Genomic DNA, 20,083 nt, shown 5'->3' with positions numbered 1-20,083 from the left:
TCCCGTCGGAAGAAATGGAATGACTGAATTCAAGGGGCGTCAGTGGGCATAGGCCTTGATCGACGGTGCCATTTGCGAGGCGTTGTAATTGAGGATGCGCCCGTCGGCCTCGACGCCGTAGCGGCCGTTGAGCGATTCCAGCGGCAAACCATAGAGATGGAAATGCAGGGTCGGTTGCTCCCCGGCCACGCGGATTCCATGCACGTCCTCACCCAGGAACGCGATGGACGTCCCCGGCTGCACGACGACTTCCTTTTCCAAGTGCAACGTGGTGTAGCCCGGCTCGCGCCCTTCGTCATCACGTCGATAGACGTAGTTGATTTCCTGGCCTTCGACGGCACTGATGATCGCCCACGTCTCATGGTTGTGAGGGATCGTGCTTTTGCCGGGCAACAGCGAGTTCAGGTAGAGGGTCGGGGTGTCGCCGTCGTCATTGAGGCGATAGCGGAACGCAGTGCTGCCCTGCCCCGGGACCGGCGCGGGGAAGGCCTCGAAGTTGAACAGGTCGCGGCGCTCGGCCAGGCCTTCCAGGAGCACGACGATGTCCTCCAAGGCCGCGCGATCCACACCGCGCTGGTGGATGACACGCACTTTCTGCAGGAAGTCTTCGATGACGTCGGGACGCTTGAAAATACTCATGGGGCGGGCTCCTTGTTTAACGGAAAGTCAGACGGACAGGCTGTAGCGGCTCAGGTTGGTCAGCAGATAAGGATCAGCGCCGATGGGCGGTCGCCGCCCTGGGTCACCCAAGGCATGGCGCAAAAACTCCCGAGTGCGCTCGCTGGTGGGGTGTTGGAAAATCCGGGCGGCGCTGCCGTGCTCGACGATCACGCCGTTCTCCGTGAAATAGACGACATCGCTGATCTCCTCGGCGAAGCGCATTTCATGGGTCACCAGCACGCAAGTCATGCCCTCTTCCGTCAGCTCGCGGATCACCGCCAGTACCTCACCGACGGTTTCCGGATCCAGGGCCGAGGTCACTTCATCGAACAGAATCAGCTCCGGACGCATCGCCAGTGCACGGGCGATAGCCACCCGTTGTTGCTGGCCGCCGGAGAGCTGCCCCGGGTAGGCATCGGCCTTGTGTTCCATGCGCACCTTGGCGAGCAAGGCACGGGCGTCCTTCTCGGCGTCGGCCCGGTGGCGGCCCAGCACCTTGCGCGGCGCGATCACCAGGTTCTCCAGCACCGACAGATGCGGGAACAGGTTGTACTGCTGGAACACGAACCCCACGCGCTTGCGCAGCTCGATGCGCTGGGCCTCATGGGCCAGGGTGTGGACCTCGGTGGCGCCGACGCGAATGCTGCCCTTTTGAGGCTGCAACAGGCCGGTGATGCACCGCAGGATGGTCGACTTGCCCGAGCCCGACGGGCCGATGATCGACACGGCCTCGCCACGGCGCACGTCCAGGTCAATGCCCTTGAGCACCGGGTTGCCGCCGAACGAAAGGTGCAGGTCGCGCAGGCTGACCAGGGGTTCTGCGACGGGTTCAGTCGAAGGCATAACGTCGCTCCAAGTATTGGGTGAGGCGGGAAATCGGGTAGCAATAGGCAAAGAACAGCACCAGCAGGCTCAGGTAGATCACCACGGTGAAGCCGGTCTGGTTCACGGTGTTGCTGGCGATCTGCGCGGTGTCGATCACGTCGTGCACACCCACCAGGGAGGCCAGCGCAGTGCCCATGGTGATCACTGCGTAGAGGTTCATCCACGGCGGCAACATGCGCTTGAAGCACTGCGGCAGGATGATCGAGCGGAAAATCTGCCCACGGCTGAATGCCAGGGACCGTGCCGCCTCCCATTGGGTGCTGGGGATCGAGGCGATGGCGCCACGGAAGATTTCCGCGACATTGGCGCTGGCTGGCAAGGCCAGGCCGAGGGTGACCTTGACCCAGTCGGGAAACGCGACATAGGTGCTGCCGATACGAATCTCGAACGGGAACACATAGGTGGTGAAATAGATCAGCACCAGCCAAGGCGCGTTGCGGAAGATCTGCACCCAGAGCCGCGCCGGCCAGCCCAGCAGGCGCAGGGGCGACAGGACCATGGCACCGACCAGCAGCCCCGCCACGGAGCCCGACCCGATGGCCAGCAGGCTGATCAGAATGTTCTGGCCGAACCCGGCGGCCAAGGCGGGAGACCACTGCAGCAACGCCTTGAGCACCGGACTGTGCTGCGCGAAGTACACCAGCCCGCACAGCGCGCCCATCCCCAGCAGCAACTTGCCGATATGGCGACGCGGCCAGGCGCGGGGCAAAACGACGGAAGAATCAATGGCCATAGCCGGGCATCCTCAGGCGCGCTTCGAGCCAGCGCCCGACGCAATTGACGGTGAAACTCAGCAGGCCGAAAAAACCCAGGATCAGGATCATCAGTTCCAGCACGTTATCGCTCTGGGTCCAGATCATGATCGCCGCGTAGGTGATGTCACCCACGGCAATGGCCGAGGCCACGGCAGTCATCTTCACCAGGTCGATCAGGTTATTGATCAGCGCCGGCAAGGCGAAACGCAGGGCCAGTGGCAGTTGCACGCTCCACAACAATTGGCGGTTGTTGAACGCCAGCGAACTGGCCGCCTCCATCGTCACCGTGGGCACGGCTTCGATGCCGGCCCGCAGTGCCTCGGCGTGGAACGCGCCCTTGTGCAGCGAGATGACGATCACTACCCAGGCAAAAGGTGTCAGCGGGTTGGCCGCGCCGACGGCTTGGGTCAGCAGCATGTTCAGCACGAGGAACGCGCAATACAGTTGCACCAAGGTCGGCGTATTGCGGGTCACTTCGACAAACACCCGGGCAGGTCCTGCCAGCCAGGGCTTGCCAGAGGTCAACATGGCCGCCAGGCCGACGCCCGCCAGCAAGCTGCCGACGATGGTCAGCAGGCACAGCAGCAGCGTGGTCAACGCGCCCTGCTCCAACGTGCCGCGCTGATAGGCATCAACCAGGAAGTTGTAGTTGAGGCCAAACCCGGCGCTCCAATGAACGAACGCCTCCAGCCAATGAGTCATGGGCGATTACCTTGAGCGTCGGGATGGGTCGAGAGAGACGCAGGCACGACGATCTCAGGCGCCGTTGGCCTGGAACTGTTTCTGCAACTCCACCAAGGCCGGTGACGCCGGGGTGATGCGATGACGGGTCTGGGCCTCGATCAGCCAGCCGCTGCGGTGCAACTGCTGGATGATCGGGTCGAGCCTGGCCTGGGTATCGCTTTCACCTTTGCGCGTCCATACCACCGAGGGCGCCGGGTTCAGCTCCGGACTCAGGGCGCGGTAGCCCTGCCACTCGGGGTTCTCGGCAACCAACGGATTGATCAGCGTGGCGTCATGCACCGCGGCGACGCAGTTGTTGCCCCGCAGTGCCAGGAGCGACTCCGAGGAACTCTTGAAGGCCTTGATCTCGACGCCCAGCTCGGTGAGCGGCTTGATGTAGCTGCTGCCCTGGGAGGTGCATACCGGTTGATCCTTCAAGTCTTCCCAGCGGCTGATCTTGCTGTCCTTGAGCACTGCCGCAGTGCCGCCGACGCGGTAGAACGGCGTGGGCACGAAGCCGAGGATTTCACCGCGCTCGGCGGTCCATTCCATGTTGGCAATCAGCAGGTCGACCTTGCCCTGCTGCAAGAACTGCACGCGGTTGGCGGGAAGCACCGGCACCAACTGGACCTCGGCGCCGAGTTGCCGGCCCAGTTCCTGGGCGAGATCGACGTTGAAGCCGCGAGGTTTCTGGGTAGCAGGATCGATACCGCCGAACGGGCCACCGGACAACAACACGCCCACTACCAACGCGTGGCGTTGCTCGATCTTGTCCAGCGTGGCATCGGCATGGGCAAGGTGGACGGTCGACAACGAGACCAAGGCGCCCAGCAGGACAGGCAACAAGCGTTTTACGGATGAGCGCTCAAGTGACATGGGATTCCCCTCATGGATGGCCGGCGTCCCCCGGCCTGATGAGTGGGCATCCTAGGTAGCGCCCGGAGCCAACGGAAATTCAAATATCTAATATCGTTATAACTCGTCAGGTTTGGTCTCCAAACGAAAAACGAATAACCACGGTTTCCTAGGGTCGCAGAGCATATCGAGCGATAGCGGCCCACCAAACACATAAAAATCTGTAATGTTTAGGTTTTCAGCCTTGATGTGAAGCGGTGACCATGTCGACCTTGGATCTCGAATTACTGCGCACCTTCATTGCCGTGGTCGATCACCACAGCTTTGCCGAAGCAGGCGCCCAACTGGCCCGTACGCAATCGTCGGTGACCCAGCACATGCAACGCCTGGAACAGCAGGTCGGGGTCACGCTGTTCGAAAAACGCGGCAGGCACAAGCAGCTCACCGAAGCGGGCCAGCAATTGCTACGGCACGCACGACAAATGCTTTCGCTCAACGACGATGCGCTCAATTCCCTGCGTGAAAGCAGCCTGAGCGGCGTGTTGCGCATCGGCTCGCCCCACGACATCGCCGACACCATCCTGCCGCCGATTCTCAGCCACATCGCCCGCTCGGCTCCGCGCCTGCGCCTTGAAATCGACGTTGGGCGCAGCCCGTTCCTGATGGATGACCTGCACCGGGGCAAGGTCGACATGATCATCTCGACACGCCAGGACCCGAACCTGGAAGGCTTCGCGTTGCGCACCTCGCCGGTGTGGTGGATCTGTTCGGCGCAGTACCTCCACAATCCCGGCGAACCCCTGCCGTTGATCCTGGTGGATGAGCCGAGCATCTATCGGCGCTATGCCCTGGAAGCGCTCGAACGCGCGAATATCCCATGGCGCCAGGCCTACCTGGCCTCGAACCTGATCGGCATCAAGGCGGCCACCCGCGCCGGCCTGGGCGTCACGCCCCGCAGCATGGAAATGCTCGGCCCGGACATGCGCGTGCTGGGTGAGAACGATGGCTTGCCACGGCTGCCGGATGTGACCTATCACCTGTGGATCCGGCCCAATACCGTCAACCCGCTGGTGCGCCGGGCCTATGACCTGATCAGGAACAATCAAGGGCATTGAGACGACGCTCGTCATTGCCCGAAATTGCTCCCGACAGTCAATACGCGAAGCCCTGCCCCAGCTCACTTTCCATCCATTCCAGGAAACGCCGGACGCGAGGGAAACTCGAGTGCGCCTTGGGAAACACCAGGTGGTGGGCAGCCACGGGGGCGCTGAGCGCTTCTGGCGCCACCTCGACCAGGCTGCCGGCCGCCAGGTATTTCTTCGCCAGCAACGTGCTTTCCAAGGCAAACCCCAACCCATGGCTGGCTGCTTCCAGCGACATGTATGACCGGTCGAAGCTCAAGGCGTAAGGTTTCTCCGGGCGCGCCAGGCCATGTTGAGCGAACCATTGCGGCCATTTGAGTAAGGTGGCTTCGGAAAGCACCAGGTCGCAATCCAACAGGTCGGACGCGCTGCGGATCGGGCATTGCGCGAGCAGTTTCGGCGAAGCGAGCACCGCGAAGGTTTCGTTCTGCACGGTGCGGACTTCGTAACTGGGCCAGTTTGCAGTGCCGTGGCGGATATCCACGTCGATCTTGTCTCGACTGAAATGCAGCGATTCGTAGGAACACGACAGATTGATCTGAATATCCGGGTTGGACGCTCGAAAAGCCTCCAGTCTCGGCATCAACCACAACAACCCGAAGCTGGGCGCCGAGTGCAGGCGCAAACAGTCCAGGCTCACGTCGCTGGCCGCGCGCTCGGTGGCGACCGCCAGGCTATGGAGCACCCCAGAGACTTCCTTGAGGTATTGCTCGCCCACCGGCGTCAGCGTTACCCCTCGAGCGGCGCGGACGAACAATTGCCGGCCAATCATGGCTTCGAGTTTCGCCAGTTGATGACTGACCGCAGAGGGCGTCAGGTCCAACACTTCCGCAGCCCTGGCGACGTTGCTGAACCGGGCCGTTTGCTCAAAAGCCTGAATTGCTTTCAGCGGTGGAAGAATCAAGGGGGCATCGGTGTCGGTACGCATGGCAGATCACTCGACAATAGTTCTAATGATTGTTGAGCTTCGCCGTGAAAGCTTCCATCCGCAAGCAACCGAGTACTGAATTTTTTTCAGCGCTGAATGATTTTTACGGCATTGCTCAGCCGGGAGGCAAAGCAGAAGCTGAGTCATCGGTTTTTTCCAAATCGACCCAATAAAAACAATCCGAGGTATCCCTCCATGCTTCTGCAAGGCAAAGTCGCGATCATTACCGGCGCCGCATCCGTCCGTGGCATTGGCCGCGCCACCGCTACGACGTTCGCCCAACACGGCGCCCGCGTCGTGATTCTCGACCTGGATGAATCTGCCGCACGCGATGCCGCCAGCGCCCTGGGCGAAGGCCATCTCGGCCTTGCGGCCAACGTTGCCGATGAATCGCAGGTCCAACGGGCCGTCGCCCAGGTCGTCGAACATTTCGGCCGAATCGACATCCTCGTCAACAACGCCGGCATCACCCAACCCCTCAAGACCCTCGATATCCGCCCATCGGACTACGACAAAGTGCTGGACGTCAGCCTGCGCGGCACCCTGCTCATGTCGCAGGCGGTGATCCCGCTGATGCGCGAACAGCAAGGCGGCAGCATCGTCTGCATGTCTTCGGTGTCGGCCCAACGGGGCGGCGGCATCTTTGGTGGGCCGCATTATAGCGCCGCCAAGGCCGGCGTATTGGGCCTCGCCAAGGCAATGGCGCGCGAGTTGGGTCCGGACAAGGTGCGGGTCAACTCCATTGCCCCGGGCTTGATCCACACCGACATCACCGGCGGCCTCATGCAGGATGAGCGTCGGCACGCGATCATCGACGGCATTCCGTTGGGTCGCCTGGGTGCGGCGCAGGATGTCGCCAACGCCGCCCTGTTCCTGGCCAGCGATTTATCGTCTTACCTGACAGGCATCACCCTGGATGTGAACGGCGGCATGCTGATTCACTGATGCATCTGGGCGGGCCATCGCGGCCCGTGCGGTTCTGGATCGAAGACCCCAGCCGGGCTGTTTGCCTGGCGGTCAATAAAAACAAGAGATCAGGCCATCATGACTACTTTGTCGCTCGAAGCGGTTTCGACCGTGCGTTCCAATGCCTACCGGAAAACGGCCTGGCGGCTGATGCCTTTCCTGATGCTGTGCTATTTGTGCGCCTATCTGGATCGGGTCAACGTCGGCTTCGCCAAGCTGCAAATGATGAACGACCTGGCACTCAGCGAAACCGTCTACGGGCTGGGCGCGGGCATGTTTTTCATCGGCTATTTCCTCTGCGAAGTCCCCAGCAACGTCATCTTGCACAAGGTCGGCGCTCGCGTCTGGATCGCGCGGATCATGATCACCTGGGGCATCATTTCCGCGCTGTTCGCCTTCGTCGAAACTGCCTGGCAGTTCTATGCCCTGCGTTTTTTGCTCGGGGTCGCCGAAGCAGGACTGGCCCCCGGATTGCTGCTTTATCTCACCTACTGGTTCCCGTCCTATCGGCGTGCGCGCATGACCGTGCTCTGGTTCATCGCCATCCCCTTGTCGGGCATGGTGGGCGGCCCGCTCTCCGGCTGGATCATGAACCATTTCGCCGGCGTGCACGGCTGGGCCGGATGGCAGTGGATGTTCGTGCTCGAAGCCATTCCCACCGTTGTCGTCGGGCTGCTGGTGCTGAGTTATCTCAAAGACGGCGTGCATCAGGCCCATTGGCTGGACGATGAAGAGAAGGCCCTGGTCAGCCGTGAACTGGCCGAGGACAACCAGCAGAAGGTCACCCATGCCTCGGTGGGCGAGTTCGTCCGTGACCGCCGCCTGTGGCTGCTGGCCGGGATTTATTTCTGCGTGGTCATGGGCCAGTACGCCATCACCTTCTGGCTGCCGACACTGGTGCGCAACGCCGGGGTTTCCGATCCGCTGCACATCGGTTTCCTGACCAGCCTGCCCTACCTCTGCGCCATTGCGGCCATGTTGTTGATCGGTCGCAGCGGCGATAAGCATCGCGAGCGGCGCTGGCACCTGATCGCACCGATGATCGCCGGTGCCATCGGGCTGACGCTCGCCGCACTGCTGGGGGGCAACATCCTGCTGTCCATCCTGAGCCTGTGCCTGGCGGCGTCCGGCATCCTCTCTGCGTCCTCGATGTTCTGGATGCTGCCCACGACCTTGCTCGGCGGGGTATCCGCCGCCGCAGGCATCGCGGCGGTCAACAGCTTCGCCAACCTTGCCGGCTTCTGCTCGCCCTACCTGATTGGCTGGATCACCACGCAGACCGGTTCCAGCGCCATCGGCATGTACCTGATCACCGGCGTACTGCTGGGCGGCGCCTTGCTGGTGCTGCGCATTCCCGCCGCCCTGGTCAATCGTTAAGTCACCGGAGTTCCACCATGACTCGCTCGCTTTCATCCGCTTCATCCACGTCCCTGGCCGACCGCGCCCACAATATCCGTCGTCATGCGCTGCGCATGGGTCAGGTCCAGGGACAAGGCTACGTCGGCCAAGCCCTGGGCGCCGCCGACCTGCTGGCAGTCGCGTACTTCCACGCTATGAATCATCGGCCTGAAGCCCCTGAGTGGGAGCCACGTGATCGCTTCTATCTCTCCATCGGCCATTACGCGATCGCGTTGTACGCGGCCTTGATCGAGGCCCGGATCGTTCCCCTCGATGAGCTGGAAACCTATGGCGCGGACGACAGCCGGCTGCCCATGTCGGGCATGGCGACGTACACGCCGGGCATGGAAATCACCGGAGGCTCCCTCGGCCAAGGCCTGGGCATCGCCGTAGGTGCCTGCCTGGGCCTGAAGCGCAAAGGCTCGCCCGCCTTCATCTACAACCTGCTGTCGGACGGTGAATTGAACGAAGGCTCGACCTGGGAAGCCGTGATGTCGGCGTCGCACTGGAAGCTCGACAACCTGATTGCCATCGTCGACGTCAACAACCAGCAGGCCGATGGCTACTCCAGCGAAATCCTTTCGTTCGAGCCGATCGTTGACCGCTGGCAAGCCTTTGGCTGGTTCACCCAACGCGTCGACGGCAACGACCTGGATGCCCTGGTGACGGCATTCGATGCGGCGCGTAACCACCCTTCCAGCCAGCCCCGGGTGATCATCTGCGATACACGCATGGGCAAGGGTGTGCCGTTCCTGGAAAACCGCGAGAAGACCCATTTCATCCGCGTCGAAGAACACGAGTGGGACCTGGCGCTGAACAACCTTGAAGAAGGAAAACACTCATGAGCAACGCCGCCAACACACCGAATGCGATGGGCCAGCCGGGCAAGAAACGCTTGACCACCTCAGCGATGATCGCCTCGATTGCCGCCGAAGGACAGGCGACGAAAACAGCACCATTCGGCCATGCGCTGGCCGCATTGGCGGACCAGCGCCCGGACATCGTCGGCCTGTCCGCCGACCTGTCCAAATACACCGACTTGCACATCTTCGCCAAGGCCCATCCGGATCGTTTCTACCAGATGGGCATGGCCGAGCAGTTGCTGATGAGCGCCGCGGCGGGCATGGCCCGGGAAGGTTTCGTGCCGTTTGCCACGACCTACGCGGTGTTCGCTTCCCGTCGGGCCTACGACTTCATTTGCATGGCGATCGCCGAGGAAAACCTCAACGTCAAGATTGTCTGTGGCTTGCCAGGCCTCACCACCGGTTACGGTCCGAGCCACCAGGCTACGGACGACCTGGCGATCTTCCGCGCCATGCCCAACCTGATGATCGTCGACCCCTGTGACGCGTTGGAAATCGAGCAGGCCGTACCGGCCATCGCCGCCCACCAAGGCCCGGTCTACATGCGTTTGCTGCGCGGTAACGTGCCCTTGGTGCTGGACGAATATGGCTACACGTTCGAGATCGGCAAGGCCAAGACCCTGCGTACCGGCAATGATGTCCTGATCATTTCCACCGGGTTGATGACGATGCGTGCCTTGGAAGCCGCCAAGCAACTGCAGGCCGACGGCGTCGATGTCGCGGTCCTGCACATGCCGACCATCAAGCCGCTGGACGAACACACCCTGCTCGCCGAGGCCAGAAAGCCAGGGCGACTGGTGGTGACCGCGGAAAACAGCTCCATCATCGGCGGACTGGGCGAAGCGGTTGCCGGGGTCTTGCTGCGCAATGGCGTGACCCCGACATTCAGGCAAATCGCGTTGCCAGACGCCTTCCTCGACGCGGGCGCGCTGCCGACGCTGCATGATCGCTACGGCATTTCCACCCAGGCCGTTTGCGCGCAAATCAAAGCCTGGCTTTAACGGCAAGCGCCGGGTACCGGCAACAGGTACCCGGCGGTTCCAAGCAAAAGGGAGCGAAACCTGATGCCTGATGATTGGCTCGATCCCGCGTTCAGCGGTCTTGTGGCCTCGGGCGCGGAACAATGGTCGCTGAGCACGCTGCCGGCCATCCGCGCCCGAGTTCATTCGACCTTCAAACCCGAGCACCACGTGCGATGTGAAGTGTGCTGGATTCCTGGCGCCGATGCCGAGCATTTGCGCCTGTGCCTCTACCGGCCGAAAGGCCTCGCGCCAGATGCGAAGCTTCCGGCGATCCTGTCCATCCATGGCGGTGGCTTCGTACTCGGAAAGCCCGAGATGGCCGATGACCTCCTGGCGGACCTGGCCGACGAGTTGGGGGCCCTCATCGTTGCGGTGGATTATCGACTGGCGCCCGAACATCCTTTTCCTGCACCCCTCGACGACTGTTACAGCGCCCTCGCCTGGCTGTTCGAAAACAGTCAGGACCTGGGCCTGGATTCCCGGCGCGTTGCAATCATGGGCCATAGCGCCGGTGGCGCGCTTGCCGCCGCATTGGCCATCATGGCGCGCGACAAAGGCCGGTTTCCGCTGGCCGGCCAGGTGCTCATCTACCCGATGCTCGATCACCGCACAGGCTCAGCGCAATCCCCCTACCCGAGCAGGAAAACAGCCACGTTCAGTTGGCTGCCGGAGCCCAATCAGTTCTGCTGGCAGTGCCTGCGCGGTGGCTACGCCCTGGACGATGATCGTGTCGGCCTGTTTTCACCGGCCCTGCAACCAGACCTTTGCAACCTGCCGCCGACGTTCATCGCGGTCGGTGCGCAAGATCTGTTTCTCGAGGAAGACGTCGATTTTGCGATGAGGCTGTCTCGCGCTGGGGTCGCCCTGGAGCTTCACGTCTATCCTGGCGCGCCCCATATGTTTGACCAGGTGCCAGGGCGCATCGCGGATCAATCGACCTGCGACATCGTTCGGGCGTTGAAAGTATTTTTGAGGAAGTGACGAAGCGGGATCCGGACCTGCAATCCAACGGTGAAAACTTGCGCGCCAGCGTCTATGGTAGATATCTGCAACGCAGACCATCCCCTAGGGTCTGTACGAAATGTGTTCGCGCGAAAGCCAGACAAGGCGAAACGGGGCGAGGAAGCGGGAGTACATGAGCATTCCGAGCCCCGTTTCAACGCAGTATGGGTGAGTGCGGATACATTTCGTACAGAGCCTAATAACAAGATTGCCGTGAAAGCCCTGCGCGGGCGTCACGCCCGATGGGAGCCTTTCATGACCCTGCACAGCGCGCAGCCGATCCCCAGTGAACTGGCGGCCTTCGTCAACGACCATTTTTCCGGACGCGGCCTGAAGCCCGATGGCGTCATCGCCCAGTCCTGGTACCGCAGCGTCGTGGAGCACCGGCTCGATCCCGGTGCGGCGAGCCGCAAGAACATCCTCAGCGCCGAGGATATCCGGCGTCATCAGGAACAACACCAGCAGTATCTTTCCATCGCCAGCCAGGGCGTCAGCGGTCTGGCCCGGCGCGTGGTGCCCGCCGGCTTTGCCGTGCTGCTGAGCGACGAGCGCGGCATCACCCTGGACTCCCGGCTACCCGACCAGCCCGACATCTATACGCAATCAGGGCTGGTGGTGGGTGCGCAGTGGGAGGAATCGGTGGTGGGCACCAATGGCATTGGCACAACGCTGGCTGCCGCGCAGCCATTGATCATTCATCGGGAGGAGCATTTCCTGGCGTCCAATTTCGGCCTGAGCTGTTCGGTAGCACCCATTTTCGATGCCCAGGGCCTGCTGCGCGGCTGCCTGAACGCGACCTGCATGAACAGCGCGGGCCCTCGGGAAAGCCAATACCTGACGCTGCAACTGGTGATCATGTATGCGCGCCTGATCGAAAATGCACATTTCCGCCAGAGCTACCGCGACCGCTTGACCTTGTCCCTCAAGCCCCTTGATGAAATCGCCGACCTGGCCAACGAACAGTTACTGGCGCTTGATGAAAGCGGTCGCATCATCGGCGCCAACCGTGCCGCCTTTGTCGCCCTGGACTTGGCTGAGGGTCCAGCACTGCTGGGCACCGTCATCGATCGCCTGCTGCCAACCACGGTGGACGAGCTGCTCAAACTCACCAACGGTGGCGCCCAAGGCGTGCGTTTGCGTGGTCTGCGGGATGAGGCGTTGCTGGAGGTCGGCCTGCGGATCCCGTCTCAACAGCACCGCCCCCGCCCCGTCGCCCGCCCTGCCCCTGACGCACACCCGGACCTGCAACAACTCGCCGGCCTCGACCCCCAACTGCAACAGAGCGTCCACCGGGTGCGCAAGGTGATCGACAAAGGCATCCCGATTTTGATTACCGGCGAGACCGGCACCGGCAAGGAAGCCTTTGCCCGCGCGATCCACCACGCCAGCCTTCGTCGCGCTGGGCCTTTCGTCGCACTCAATTGCGCAGCCATTCCGGAGACCCTGATCGAGAGCGAGCTGTTCGGCTATCGCGCCGGCAGCTTTACCGGCGCGAACCGAAAAGGCATGAAGGGCAAGTTGGAACTGGCGAATGGCGGCACGCTGTTTCTCGATGAAATTGGCGACATGCCCGCCCATTTGCAAACCCGCTTGCTAAGGGTGCTGGCGGAGCGGGAAATCGCGCCGCTGGGGGCTGAAGTGCCGGTGGCGCTGGACATCCAGGTGATCTCGGCGACTCACCAGGACCTGCCCACGATGATCGGCGAGAAGCGCTTTCGCGAAGATCTGTTCTATCGGCTCGCCGGCATGAACCTGGCGCTGCCCGCCTTGCGCGAACGCAGTGACCGCGCCGCGCTGATCGAGCAACTGCTCGCGGCACAGGACGAAACCCGCGCGCTACGACTGAAAGCGGATGCCCGCCAGTGCCTGCTCGACTACCACTGGCCCGGCAATATCCGCCAACTCCTCAATAGCCTGCGCTACGCGGTGGCCCTGGCTGAAAACGGCGTTATCGACCTGGACTGCTTGCCCAGCGAAGTGCTGGCGCCACAGCGCCTGTCACTGTCCGCCAGCACCACACCGTTGGCCGTCAGCTTGGGCGAACAGCTGGGCGACGAAGAGTCCCGTCGCCTGCTGGCAACCCTGCGCCAGCATCGCTGGAACATCAGTGCCGCCGCTACCGACCTGGGCATCTCCCGCTCCACGCTGTACCGCAAGATGAAAAAGCATGGCGTCGTCGCGCCCAACGACCAGTTCTGATACGCCCAGAAAAATGCCGGCGCCCTTGCGGGTGCCGGCATTTTTCTCGCCAGATCACACTTGGATGTAAACCACGTGGGTATGGGTGTACTCATACAAGCCGTGCTTGCCGTCCGCGCCGCCAATGCCGGACTTGCGCGCCCCGGCATGGAAGCCCTGCATCGCTTCGAAGTTCTCTCGATTGATGTAGGTTTCGCCGAAATCCAGCTCGTTGCTCGCGCGCATGGCGGCACTCAGGCTGCGGGTGTAGATCGATGACGTCAGGCCGTACTCGCTGTCATTGGCCAGGGCGATGGCTTCGTCCAGGCCTTCGACAATCTGGATCGGCAGCACCGGGCCGAAGATCTCCTGGCGCATGATCGCCATCTCGCCACCACACCCAGCCAGCACCGTCGGCTGGTAATGGAAGCCCTGGCCCTTGTCGGCCACCGCGCCGCCCGTGACCACTTCAGCCCCCTGCTCCTTGGCAATGGTGACCATCCGCGCAACCTTGTCCAGCGCCGCCTGGTTGATCAGCGGCCCCATGTCCAGATTGTCCTCGGCCAACGGGTCGCCGTAGCGGGTCGCGGCCATCGCGGCGGCGATCTGCTCGATGAACTGATCGGCGACCTTGCGCTCGACATACACCCGCTCGGCGCAGTTGCAGACTTGCCCGGTGTTGATCACCCGCGAAGCCGTGATCGCCTTGACCGCGAGGTCCAGGTCGGCGTCCGCCAGCACGATGGCCGGCGCCTTGCCGCCGAGTTCCAGGTTGAGCTTGGTGATGTTCGGCGCCGCCGCGGCCATGATCCGCGAGCCGGTGCCGACGCTGCCGGTGAAGCTGATCAAGTCGATGCCGGCATGGCGGGTCAGGTTATGCCCCACGGTCGCCCCCGTGCCGCTGACGACATTGAACACCCCGGCCGGCAGGTCGGTCTCGGCCACCAGACGGGCAAACTCGAAGCAGTTGATGGGCGTTTCTTCGCTGGGCTTGATCACAATGGTATTACCGGTCACCAGCGCCGGCGCCATCTTGCGAGCGATCAGGAAGAACGGAAAATTCCACGGCAGGATACCGGCCACCACACCCAGGGGCTTGCGCAGCAGAAAGATGCTTTCGCCAGCGCGGTCGCTGGTCAGCACCTCGCCCTCAAGGCGCCGTGCCCACTCGGCCATGTAGTCCAGGTAATCGGCGGTGAAGTTGACTTCCACCCGCGCCAATCCCAGCACTTTGCCTTGCTCGGCGGTGATGATATGGGCGAGTCGTTCGGCGTTGTCGCGCACTTTGCTGGCGATTTTGCGCAGGTAGCCGGCGCGCTCGATGGCCGGGCGGGCGGCCCAGCTTTTTTGCGCCTTGCGCGCTGCGGCAATCGCCGCTTCGACTTGCTCGCCGCTGGCTTCGGGCACCCGCGCCAGTAAAGCGCCGTTGGCCGGGTTGTGCACCTCAATGCTTGGGTCGCTGGGAATGAAGGCGTTGGCGATGAAGTTCTGGTAATTGATGATCTCGGTCATGTGCTTGCTCTCGCGGTCAGTTTCAGAACGATGCAGGTGCATTCATTTGGCGGTGAAGGTTTTCCAGACCCCGCCTTCCTGCTGCAGGTCGTGGGCGCGCTTGATCAGGTATTGATGGATCTGCTCCACCTGTTCCGGCGTGAAGGCGTCGGCGAAGGACGGCATGCCATCCGGCACTCGACCGCCGTAGAGAATGCCGAGGAACATCTGGTGTTTTTCCGCCGTCAGCTTGCGCAGGTCCGGCAGCACGCCGCCGCTGACTGCATGAATGCCGTGGCATTGGGAGCAATAGCCGTCGTAGAGCTTGGCGCCGGCGTCCACTGCGGCCAGGTCGCCGGTCAGGGGCGGCGGTTTCGGGGTGTCGGCGAGCGGTGCCGGCTCGTTGAGTTTCGCCGTGCCGCCCAGCTTGTAGGTCAACACCTGGGAGAACGGCCGGACCCCGGCGCGCAAGGACAAGGCACCGGCAAAGGTCGAGAAGGCGCCGCCCCATCCGGCCATGAACGTCACGTACTGCTCACCGTCCACGCTGTAGGTAATCGGCGCCGCCATCACACCGCTGGCCGCCGGCTGCTCCCAGAGTTTCTTGCCACTGTCGGCGGCATAGGCAATCACCCGGCCGTCGGCGCTGCCCTCGAACACCAGGTTGCCGGCGGTGCTCAAGGTGCCGCCGTTGAAGATCGTCACATAGGGCACTTCCCAGGCCGGTTGTTGCTTGACCGGGTCCCAGGCGATCAGCTTGCCCGACCAGCCCTTGGCCATTTCCAACAGCCCATCGGCGTCCTCCGGCATCATCCCGGTGCGCAGGCCCAGTTGGTACATGCTCTTGAACGGGTTGCGCTTCGGCGCCTCGGGAATGTGCTCGTAGTAGGCGGACATGATGTGCGCCGGGATATACACCAGGCCGGTGTTCGGGTTGTAGGACATCGGCTGCCAGTCATGGGCGCCCCAGAACGCGGGCGTGACCAATTTGCGCTTGCCATCCTTCCAGTACGCGGCATTCTCGTCATCGACGATGGGCCGGCCCGTCTTCATGTCCATGCCTTTGGTCCAGCTCTGCGGCACGATGCCCTTGGCCGACAACAGCTCACCCGTGGCGCGGTCGATCACGTAGAAAAAACCGTTCTTCGGCGCCTGCATCAGCACCTTGCGCGGCTTTCCATCGATCGGCAGTTCCGCGAGGATCATGTGCTGGGTGGCAGTGTAGTCCCAGGCGTCCCCCGGCGTGGTCTGGTAGTGCCAGGCGTACTCGCCCGTATCGGCGTTGACCGCGACGATGGACGACAGGAACAGGTTGTCGCCCTTGGCCTGGCTCCGCCATTTCGGGTCCCACAACGATCCATTGCCCACACCGATGTACAGCAGGTTCAAGTCCGGGTCGAACGCAAAGGAATCCCAGGCCGTGCCGCCACCGCCCTGGGCCACATAGGCGTCGCCGTGCCAAGTCTTGGCGGCGATGGCCATGGCCTTGTCTTCCGGCGGCAACTTGGGATCACCCGGCACCGTGAAGAAGCGCCAGGCCTGCTTGCCGGTCTCCGCGTCGTAGGCGGTGACATAACCGCGTACGCCGAACTCGGCGCCGCCGTTGCCGATCACGACTTTGCCATTGACCACTCGCGGGGCCCCGGTGATGGTGTAGCTGCGCGAGTGATCGGCCCGGGTGTCCACCGACCAGGCGCGCTGGCCGGTCTTGGCGTCGATGGCTTCAAGACGACCATCGAGCACACCCACGTAAACCTTGCCCTTCCACACCGCGACGCCCCGGTTGACCGCGTCGCAACAAGCCTCACCGGCGCGGTTGCGGTCGGACTTGGGGTCGTACTTCCAGATCAACTTGCCGTCGCGCGCATCCAAGGCGTAGACCACCGAAAACGGACCGGTCGTATACATCACGCCGTCGACCACGATGGGCGTCGCCTCGACACCGCGATCCAGGTCCAACTTGTAGCTCCAGGCGAGCCCCAACTGGCCGACGTTCTGGTCGCTGATCTTCTTCAACGGGCTGTAGCGTTGCTCGTCGTAGGTGCGGCCGGTACTCATCCAGTTACCGGGTTCCTGGTCGGCGGCGATGATGCGCTTGCCGTCGACATTCGCCGGCAGGTCCTGCGCCCAGCCCGGGACGGTATGGAAGGTAAGCGCCAGCACGACAAATAGCGTCTTGAGAGGAACGCGAAGGGGCGCGTTCCGAGAAGCAGTAGGCACGGCGAGGCCAATCTGTGTCATGGGAGGACTCCTGGTTCTTATTAGTAGCGAAGCCATTGCGCTGCGCACCAGGAGAGGAGCAACCCCCATGCCACCGTTTGGAAAAGCTTTGCAAGCCCCGTTTTACGGGGTCTTCGGCTCGTTTCGCGGATCGTGCAGCCGTGCGACAGTTGTCGCATTTGCCGCGACAGCTGTGCCAGAGGTGAGTCAGGTTGCGCACGATTCGTGAAGAAAGCCGTCACACGCCGGGCCTTAGCACCCGCGAGCGCGCGCCCTACAATGAGCGCAACCATCAGCAGGAGAACCAAGCGATGTTCGCCTCATTTGAATCGGGCCGATGCCAAGTCAATGGCATCACCGTCAGCTACCGCAAAGGTGGGAGCGGCCAAGGCCTGCTGCTGCTCCACGGGCATCCCCAGACTCACGTCATGTGGCACAAGATCGCCGAACCCTTGGCGGAGCATTTCACCGTGGTCGCGGCGGACCTTCGTGGCTACGGTGACAGCGACAAACCGGCAGGCGACGCCGAGCACCTCGCCTACTCCAAGCGAGAAATGGCCCAAGACGGACTCGAGCTCATGCGCGCGCTGGGATTCGTGAAATTTGACGTGCTGGCGCATGACCGAGGCGCACGCGTCGCCCATCGCATGGCCATGGACCACCCGGACGCAGTGAAGCGTTTGATAACACTGGATATCGCGCCGACCCTGGCAATGTATGAGCAAACCAACGAAGCGTTCGCCCGAGCCTATTGGCACTGGTTCTTCCTGATCCGGCCAGCTCCGTTTCCCGAAACGCTCATCGAGGCTGATCCGGAGCTTTACCTGCGCAGCGTCATGGGCACCCGCAGCGCTGGCATGGCGCCTTTCACCGACGCCGCATTTGCCGAGTACTTGCGCTGCCTGGCACTCCCTGGCACCGCTCATGGCCTGTGTGAGGATTACCGGGCAAGTGCCAGCATCGATCTGGAGCACGACCGGAGCGACCGGCAAGCCGGGCGAAAACTCTCAACGCCGTTGCTGGCCTTGTGGGGAGCGGACGGCGTCGTGGGCCGGTGCTTCGATCCGCTTGGCGAATGGCAAAAAGTCGCGACCGACGTGCAAGGGAAAGCGTTGCCGTCGGGGCATTACATCGCGGAGGAAGTGCCAGGGCTTTTGATGGACGAGGTGCTTGGTTTCCTGCTTCCTTCGGTCCCGGGAGGCAGGTAGTTGCAGGCGGTGTCCGTTTCGACAACACTCGCCAGCAGATGCCCTTATCCATCGAACGGTGAACCGACATGTCAGGCGAAAAATCGATTGCGAAATTGCTCAGCGCAATGAGCCCGACGCTCAACGACGGGGATTACGTCTTCTGCTGCGTCGCCGACATGGACCTCGTCAAAGGCGAGGAAATACTGGGCAGTTTCCGGGAAAAGGAAGGCCTGACCGTCATCATCGAGCGCAACAGGGCCCAGGCCCTGGGCCTGCACTTCGACTACGTCGCCGCCTGGATCACCTTGACCGTGCACTCCGCCCTGGATGCCGTCGGGTTGACCGCCGCCTTCGCAACAGCCTTGGGCAACGCGGGCATCAGTTGCAACGTCATCGCCGCCTACTACCACGACCACATCTTCGTGGGTCGGAAAGATGCGCAGCGGGCGATTGAGGTTCTGGAGGCGCTTGCTCGGTCTGGAGGCAGCGACTGAGCCGAAACTGCGGTCGACGGAACAAACCATCCAGGACAGTTGCTCCCACAACGATCGCCGTGGCGTACGCAAACCTTGGAACCACCCCAAAACAACTGTGGGAGCGGGCTTGCCCGCGAAGGCGTCCGGTCAGCTACATCTTTTTGACTGACACTCCGCCTTCGCGAGCAAGCTCGCTCCCACATGGGTTTTTGGGTCGTTTTCAAGATCAGCGTCCACCACCCATCCCTTGTGGGAGCGGGCTTGAACGCGAAGACAGTGGATCAGCTTGCATCTATGTTGAATGTGCCGCCGCCTTCGCGAGCAGGCTCGCTCCCACAGAGGATAGCGTTCAGCCGAAACCAGGTCGGCACCTGCCCAACGGTTGACCTCTACGCCCACCCCTCCAGCCGCAACGTGGCGCGCACCAGGCGTTGCTCTTCGTTTTCGATTTCCCTGAGGTTCTCGCAGATGCTCTGGATGTGGGCGATGGCCGCCTTGCGCGCCTGCTCCGGCAGCCGCCCGGTCACGGCGTTGTAGAGCCGGGCGTGTTGGCGGTCGATCTGGCGCTTTTGCGGCTCGCGGTGGTAGAGGTTGTTGACCGAGGCAAACACTGAGCTGAGCAGCAAATCCGTCAGCGAACGCAAGGTCTGCACCAGCACCGGATTGTGCGAGGCCTCGCAGATCGCCAGGTGAAACGCATGGTCGAGCCGGGCATGGACGCTGGCCTCCAAGGGACGGCTATGGGCGTCGAGCATGGCCTCGTAGCTGCGGGTGATCAGTACGAAATCAGCCTCGGTCCCGCGCAGGGCCGCCAGGCGCGCGGACTCGCCTTCGAGCAGGCTGCGGACCTCGAACAGATCATAGAGCGTGCGTGGCTGCGAGCTGAACAGGTGCATCAGCGGCGACGCCAGGCCATGCCCCGACAAGTCGGCCACGAATGACCCCTTGCCCTGCTCGGTCTTGATAATCCCGCGGGCGCGCAGCAGCTTCAGTCCCTCGCGAAGCGCGGTGCGGGAGACACCGAGCTTTTCTGTCAGTCGCCGTTCCGAAGGCAACAGCTGCCCGGTCTTGAGCACGCCATCGACGATCAGGCGTTCTATGCGCTCGCAGACCACGTCGGCGACTTGCGGGTTACGGCGCGTCTCGAAGCTTTCCATCGAATCTCCAACTGGTATGACCAGCTCTGTCATCGGATCCAGAGGTTTTCAAACACAGCGATAGCTCGCTGATTTTTCATTGAATTTTCAAACAGCCAAAAAGAACAGGGTCGAAGAACTGGTTCGACCAGTCCAACAACACATGGACAGTAGAACGCCTCGGACCAATGAT

Annotated in this window: 19 protein-coding genes; 10 read left to right on the top strand and 9 right to left on the bottom strand. The window is 62.5% G+C overall.

The features are described from left to right. Nucleotides 1-39: 39 nt before the first annotated feature. Genes JMN22_RS03535 through JMN22_RS03515 form a run of 5 tightly spaced genes read right to left on the bottom strand, consistent with a single transcriptional unit; the run spans nucleotide 40 to nucleotide 3,899 of the window. Nucleotides 40-639: a cysteine dioxygenase gene (locus JMN22_RS03535; protein ID WP_198795826.1), complete on the bottom strand. Its 600-nt coding sequence runs from the start codon at nucleotides 637-639 to the stop codon at nucleotides 40-42. Nucleotides 640-666: 27 nt separating this feature from the next. Continuing rightward, nucleotides 667-1,503, bottom strand: coding sequence for an amino acid ABC transporter ATP-binding protein (locus tag JMN22_RS03530; RefSeq protein ID WP_198795825.1), 837 nt, complete (start codon nucleotides 1,501-1,503; stop codon nucleotides 667-669). Then, on the bottom strand, nucleotides 1,490-2,278 hold the full coding sequence (locus tag JMN22_RS03525) for an amino acid ABC transporter permease (protein WP_198795824.1): 789 nt from the start codon (nucleotides 2,276-2,278) through the stop codon (nucleotides 1,490-1,492). The genes JMN22_RS03530 and JMN22_RS03525 overlap by 14 nt, the downstream gene beginning before the upstream one ends. Beyond that, complete coding sequence (locus JMN22_RS03520; RefSeq protein ID WP_198795823.1) at nucleotides 2,268-3,002, bottom strand: amino acid ABC transporter permease; 735 nt, start codon at nucleotides 3,000-3,002, stop codon at nucleotides 2,268-2,270. The genes JMN22_RS03525 and JMN22_RS03520 overlap by 11 nt, the downstream gene beginning before the upstream one ends. Nucleotides 3,003-3,056: 54 nt before the next feature. Then, entirely contained in the window at nucleotides 3,057-3,899 is an 843-nt protein-coding gene (locus JMN22_RS03515; protein WP_198795822.1) for a transporter substrate-binding domain-containing protein, read from the bottom strand. 242 nt (nucleotides 3,900-4,141) lie between these two features. On the opposite strand from JMN22_RS03515, the gene JMN22_RS03510 reads away from it, so the two are divergent. Next, complete coding sequence (locus tag JMN22_RS03510; RefSeq protein ID WP_198795821.1) at nucleotides 4,142-4,993, top strand: LysR substrate-binding domain-containing protein; 852 nt, start codon at nucleotides 4,142-4,144, stop codon at nucleotides 4,991-4,993. Between the two features lie 37 nt (nucleotides 4,994-5,030). On the opposite strand, the gene JMN22_RS03505 is transcribed toward JMN22_RS03510, so the two are convergent. Next, entirely contained in the window at nucleotides 5,031-5,948 is a 918-nt protein-coding gene (locus tag JMN22_RS03505; RefSeq protein ID WP_030141713.1) for a LysR substrate-binding domain-containing protein, read from the bottom strand. Nucleotides 5,949-5,992: 44 nt separating this feature from the next. On the opposite strand from JMN22_RS03505, the gene JMN22_RS26645 reads away from it, so the two are divergent. The 7 genes from JMN22_RS26645 to JMN22_RS03475 all read left to right on the top strand — a co-directional run bounded on the left by JMN22_RS26645 (nucleotide 5,993) and on the right by JMN22_RS03475 (nucleotide 13,398). After that, complete coding sequence (locus JMN22_RS26645) at nucleotides 5,993-6,121, top strand: hypothetical protein (protein WP_272929120.1); 129 nt, start codon at nucleotides 5,993-5,995, stop codon at nucleotides 6,119-6,121. Nucleotides 6,122-6,143: 22 nt separating this feature from the next. Next, nucleotides 6,144-6,893, top strand: coding sequence for an SDR family NAD(P)-dependent oxidoreductase (locus JMN22_RS03500; RefSeq protein ID WP_198795820.1), 750 nt, complete (start codon nucleotides 6,144-6,146; stop codon nucleotides 6,891-6,893). A gap of 99 nt (nucleotides 6,894-6,992) precedes the next feature. Beyond that, a complete protein-coding gene (locus JMN22_RS03495) occupies nucleotides 6,993-8,291 on the top strand; it encodes an MFS transporter (RefSeq protein WP_030141715.1) in 1,299 nt (432 codons plus the stop codon). 17 nt (nucleotides 8,292-8,308) lie between these two features. After that, nucleotides 8,309-9,157, top strand: coding sequence for a transketolase (locus JMN22_RS03490; RefSeq protein ID WP_198795819.1), 849 nt, complete (start codon nucleotides 8,309-8,311; stop codon nucleotides 9,155-9,157). Further along, on the top strand, nucleotides 9,154-10,176 hold the full coding sequence (locus JMN22_RS03485) for a transketolase family protein (protein WP_030141717.1): 1,023 nt from the start codon (nucleotides 9,154-9,156) through the stop codon (nucleotides 10,174-10,176). The genes JMN22_RS03490 and JMN22_RS03485 overlap by 4 nt, the downstream gene beginning before the upstream one ends. A gap of 60 nt (nucleotides 10,177-10,236) precedes the next feature. Next, complete coding sequence (locus JMN22_RS03480; protein ID WP_198795911.1) at nucleotides 10,237-11,178, top strand: alpha/beta hydrolase; 942 nt, start codon at nucleotides 10,237-10,239, stop codon at nucleotides 11,176-11,178. 276 nt (nucleotides 11,179-11,454) lie between these two features. After that, nucleotides 11,455-13,398: a sigma-54-dependent Fis family transcriptional regulator gene (locus JMN22_RS03475; protein WP_198795818.1), complete on the top strand. Its 1,944-nt coding sequence runs from the start codon at nucleotides 11,455-11,457 to the stop codon at nucleotides 13,396-13,398. Between the two features lie 54 nt (nucleotides 13,399-13,452). On the opposite strand, the gene aldA is transcribed toward JMN22_RS03475, so the two are convergent. Then, complete coding sequence (aldA, locus tag JMN22_RS03470) at nucleotides 13,453-14,889, bottom strand: aldehyde dehydrogenase (RefSeq protein ID WP_030141720.1); 1,437 nt, start codon at nucleotides 14,887-14,889, stop codon at nucleotides 13,453-13,455. Nucleotides 14,890-14,931: 42 nt separating this feature from the next. Next, nucleotides 14,932-17,109, bottom strand: a complete 2,178-nt coding sequence (locus JMN22_RS03465; protein ID WP_198795817.1) for a PQQ-dependent dehydrogenase, methanol/ethanol family — start codon at nucleotides 17,107-17,109, stop codon at nucleotides 14,932-14,934. A gap of 290 nt (nucleotides 17,110-17,399) precedes the next feature. Between JMN22_RS03465 and JMN22_RS03460 the strand changes: the two genes are divergently transcribed. After that, the gene (locus JMN22_RS03460; RefSeq protein ID WP_198795816.1) at nucleotides 17,400-18,296 is read left to right on the top strand and encodes an alpha/beta fold hydrolase; all 897 of its coding nucleotides are present in this window, start codon (nucleotides 17,400-17,402) and stop codon (nucleotides 18,294-18,296) included. A 68-nt stretch (nucleotides 18,297-18,364) separates the two neighbouring features. After that, nucleotides 18,365-18,772 (top strand): ACT domain-containing protein, encoded by a 408-nt coding sequence (locus tag JMN22_RS03455; RefSeq protein ID WP_198795815.1) that lies wholly within the window; start codon nucleotides 18,365-18,367, stop codon nucleotides 18,770-18,772. 371 nt (nucleotides 18,773-19,143) lie between these two features. Here the strand turns inward: JMN22_RS03455 and glcC are convergent, their stop codons facing one another. Further along, nucleotides 19,144-19,911: a transcriptional regulator GlcC gene (gene glcC, locus JMN22_RS03450; RefSeq protein ID WP_198795814.1), complete on the bottom strand. Its 768-nt coding sequence runs from the start codon at nucleotides 19,909-19,911 to the stop codon at nucleotides 19,144-19,146. Nucleotides 19,912-20,083 lie beyond the last annotated feature (172 nt).

Source organism: Pseudomonas sp. HB05, from assembly GCF_016756915.1.
Taxonomy (GTDB): domain Bacteria; phylum Pseudomonadota; class Gammaproteobacteria; order Pseudomonadales; family Pseudomonadaceae; genus Aquipseudomonas; species Aquipseudomonas alvandae.
The sequence above is the reverse complement of the archived record's forward strand: the minus strand, read 5'-3'. Positions and strand labels throughout refer to the sequence as shown.

What these genes read in the sequence shown, in the direction of transcription:
- JMN22_RS03535 (WP_198795826.1), bottom strand. Translation starts at nt 639, where the DNA reads ATGAGTATTTTCAAGCGTCCCGACGTCATCGAAGACTTCCTGCAGAAA.
- JMN22_RS03530 (WP_198795825.1), bottom strand. Translation starts at nt 1,503, where the DNA reads ATGCCTTCGACTGAACCCGTCGCAGAACCCCTGGTCAGCCTGCGCGAC.
- JMN22_RS03525 (WP_198795824.1), bottom strand. Translation starts at nt 2,278, where the DNA reads ATGGCCATTGATTCTTCCGTCGTTTTGCCCCGCGCCTGGCCGCGTCGC.
- JMN22_RS03520 (WP_198795823.1), bottom strand. Translation starts at nt 3,002, where the DNA reads ATGACTCATTGGCTGGAGGCGTTCGTTCATTGGAGCGCCGGGTTTGGC.
- JMN22_RS03515 (WP_198795822.1), bottom strand. Translation starts at nt 3,899, where the DNA reads ATGTCACTTGAGCGCTCATCCGTAAAACGCTTGTTGCCTGTCCTGCTG.
- JMN22_RS03510 (WP_198795821.1), top strand. Translation starts at nt 4,142, where the DNA reads ATGTCGACCTTGGATCTCGAATTACTGCGCACCTTCATTGCCGTGGTC.
- JMN22_RS03505 (WP_030141713.1), bottom strand. Translation starts at nt 5,948, where the DNA reads ATGCGTACCGACACCGATGCCCCCTTGATTCTTCCACCGCTGAAAGCA.
- JMN22_RS03500 (WP_198795820.1), top strand. Translation starts at nt 6,144, where the DNA reads ATGCTTCTGCAAGGCAAAGTCGCGATCATTACCGGCGCCGCATCCGTC.
- JMN22_RS03495 (WP_030141715.1), top strand. Translation starts at nt 6,993, where the DNA reads ATGACTACTTTGTCGCTCGAAGCGGTTTCGACCGTGCGTTCCAATGCC.
- JMN22_RS03490 (WP_198795819.1), top strand. Translation starts at nt 8,309, where the DNA reads ATGACTCGCTCGCTTTCATCCGCTTCATCCACGTCCCTGGCCGACCGC.
- JMN22_RS03485 (WP_030141717.1), top strand. Translation starts at nt 9,154, where the DNA reads ATGAGCAACGCCGCCAACACACCGAATGCGATGGGCCAGCCGGGCAAG.
- JMN22_RS03475 (WP_198795818.1), top strand. Translation starts at nt 11,455, where the DNA reads ATGACCCTGCACAGCGCGCAGCCGATCCCCAGTGAACTGGCGGCCTTC.
- aldA (WP_030141720.1), bottom strand. Translation starts at nt 14,889, where the DNA reads ATGACCGAGATCATCAATTACCAGAACTTCATCGCCAACGCCTTCATT.
- JMN22_RS03465 (WP_198795817.1), bottom strand. Translation starts at nt 17,109, where the DNA reads ATGACACAGATTGGCCTCGCCGTGCCTACTGCTTCTCGGAACGCGCCC.
- JMN22_RS03460 (WP_198795816.1), top strand. Translation starts at nt 17,400, where the DNA reads ATGTTCGCCTCATTTGAATCGGGCCGATGCCAAGTCAATGGCATCACC.
- JMN22_RS03455 (WP_198795815.1), top strand. Translation starts at nt 18,365, where the DNA reads ATGTCAGGCGAAAAATCGATTGCGAAATTGCTCAGCGCAATGAGCCCG.
- glcC (WP_198795814.1), bottom strand. Translation starts at nt 19,911, where the DNA reads ATGGAAAGCTTCGAGACGCGCCGTAACCCGCAAGTCGCCGACGTGGTC.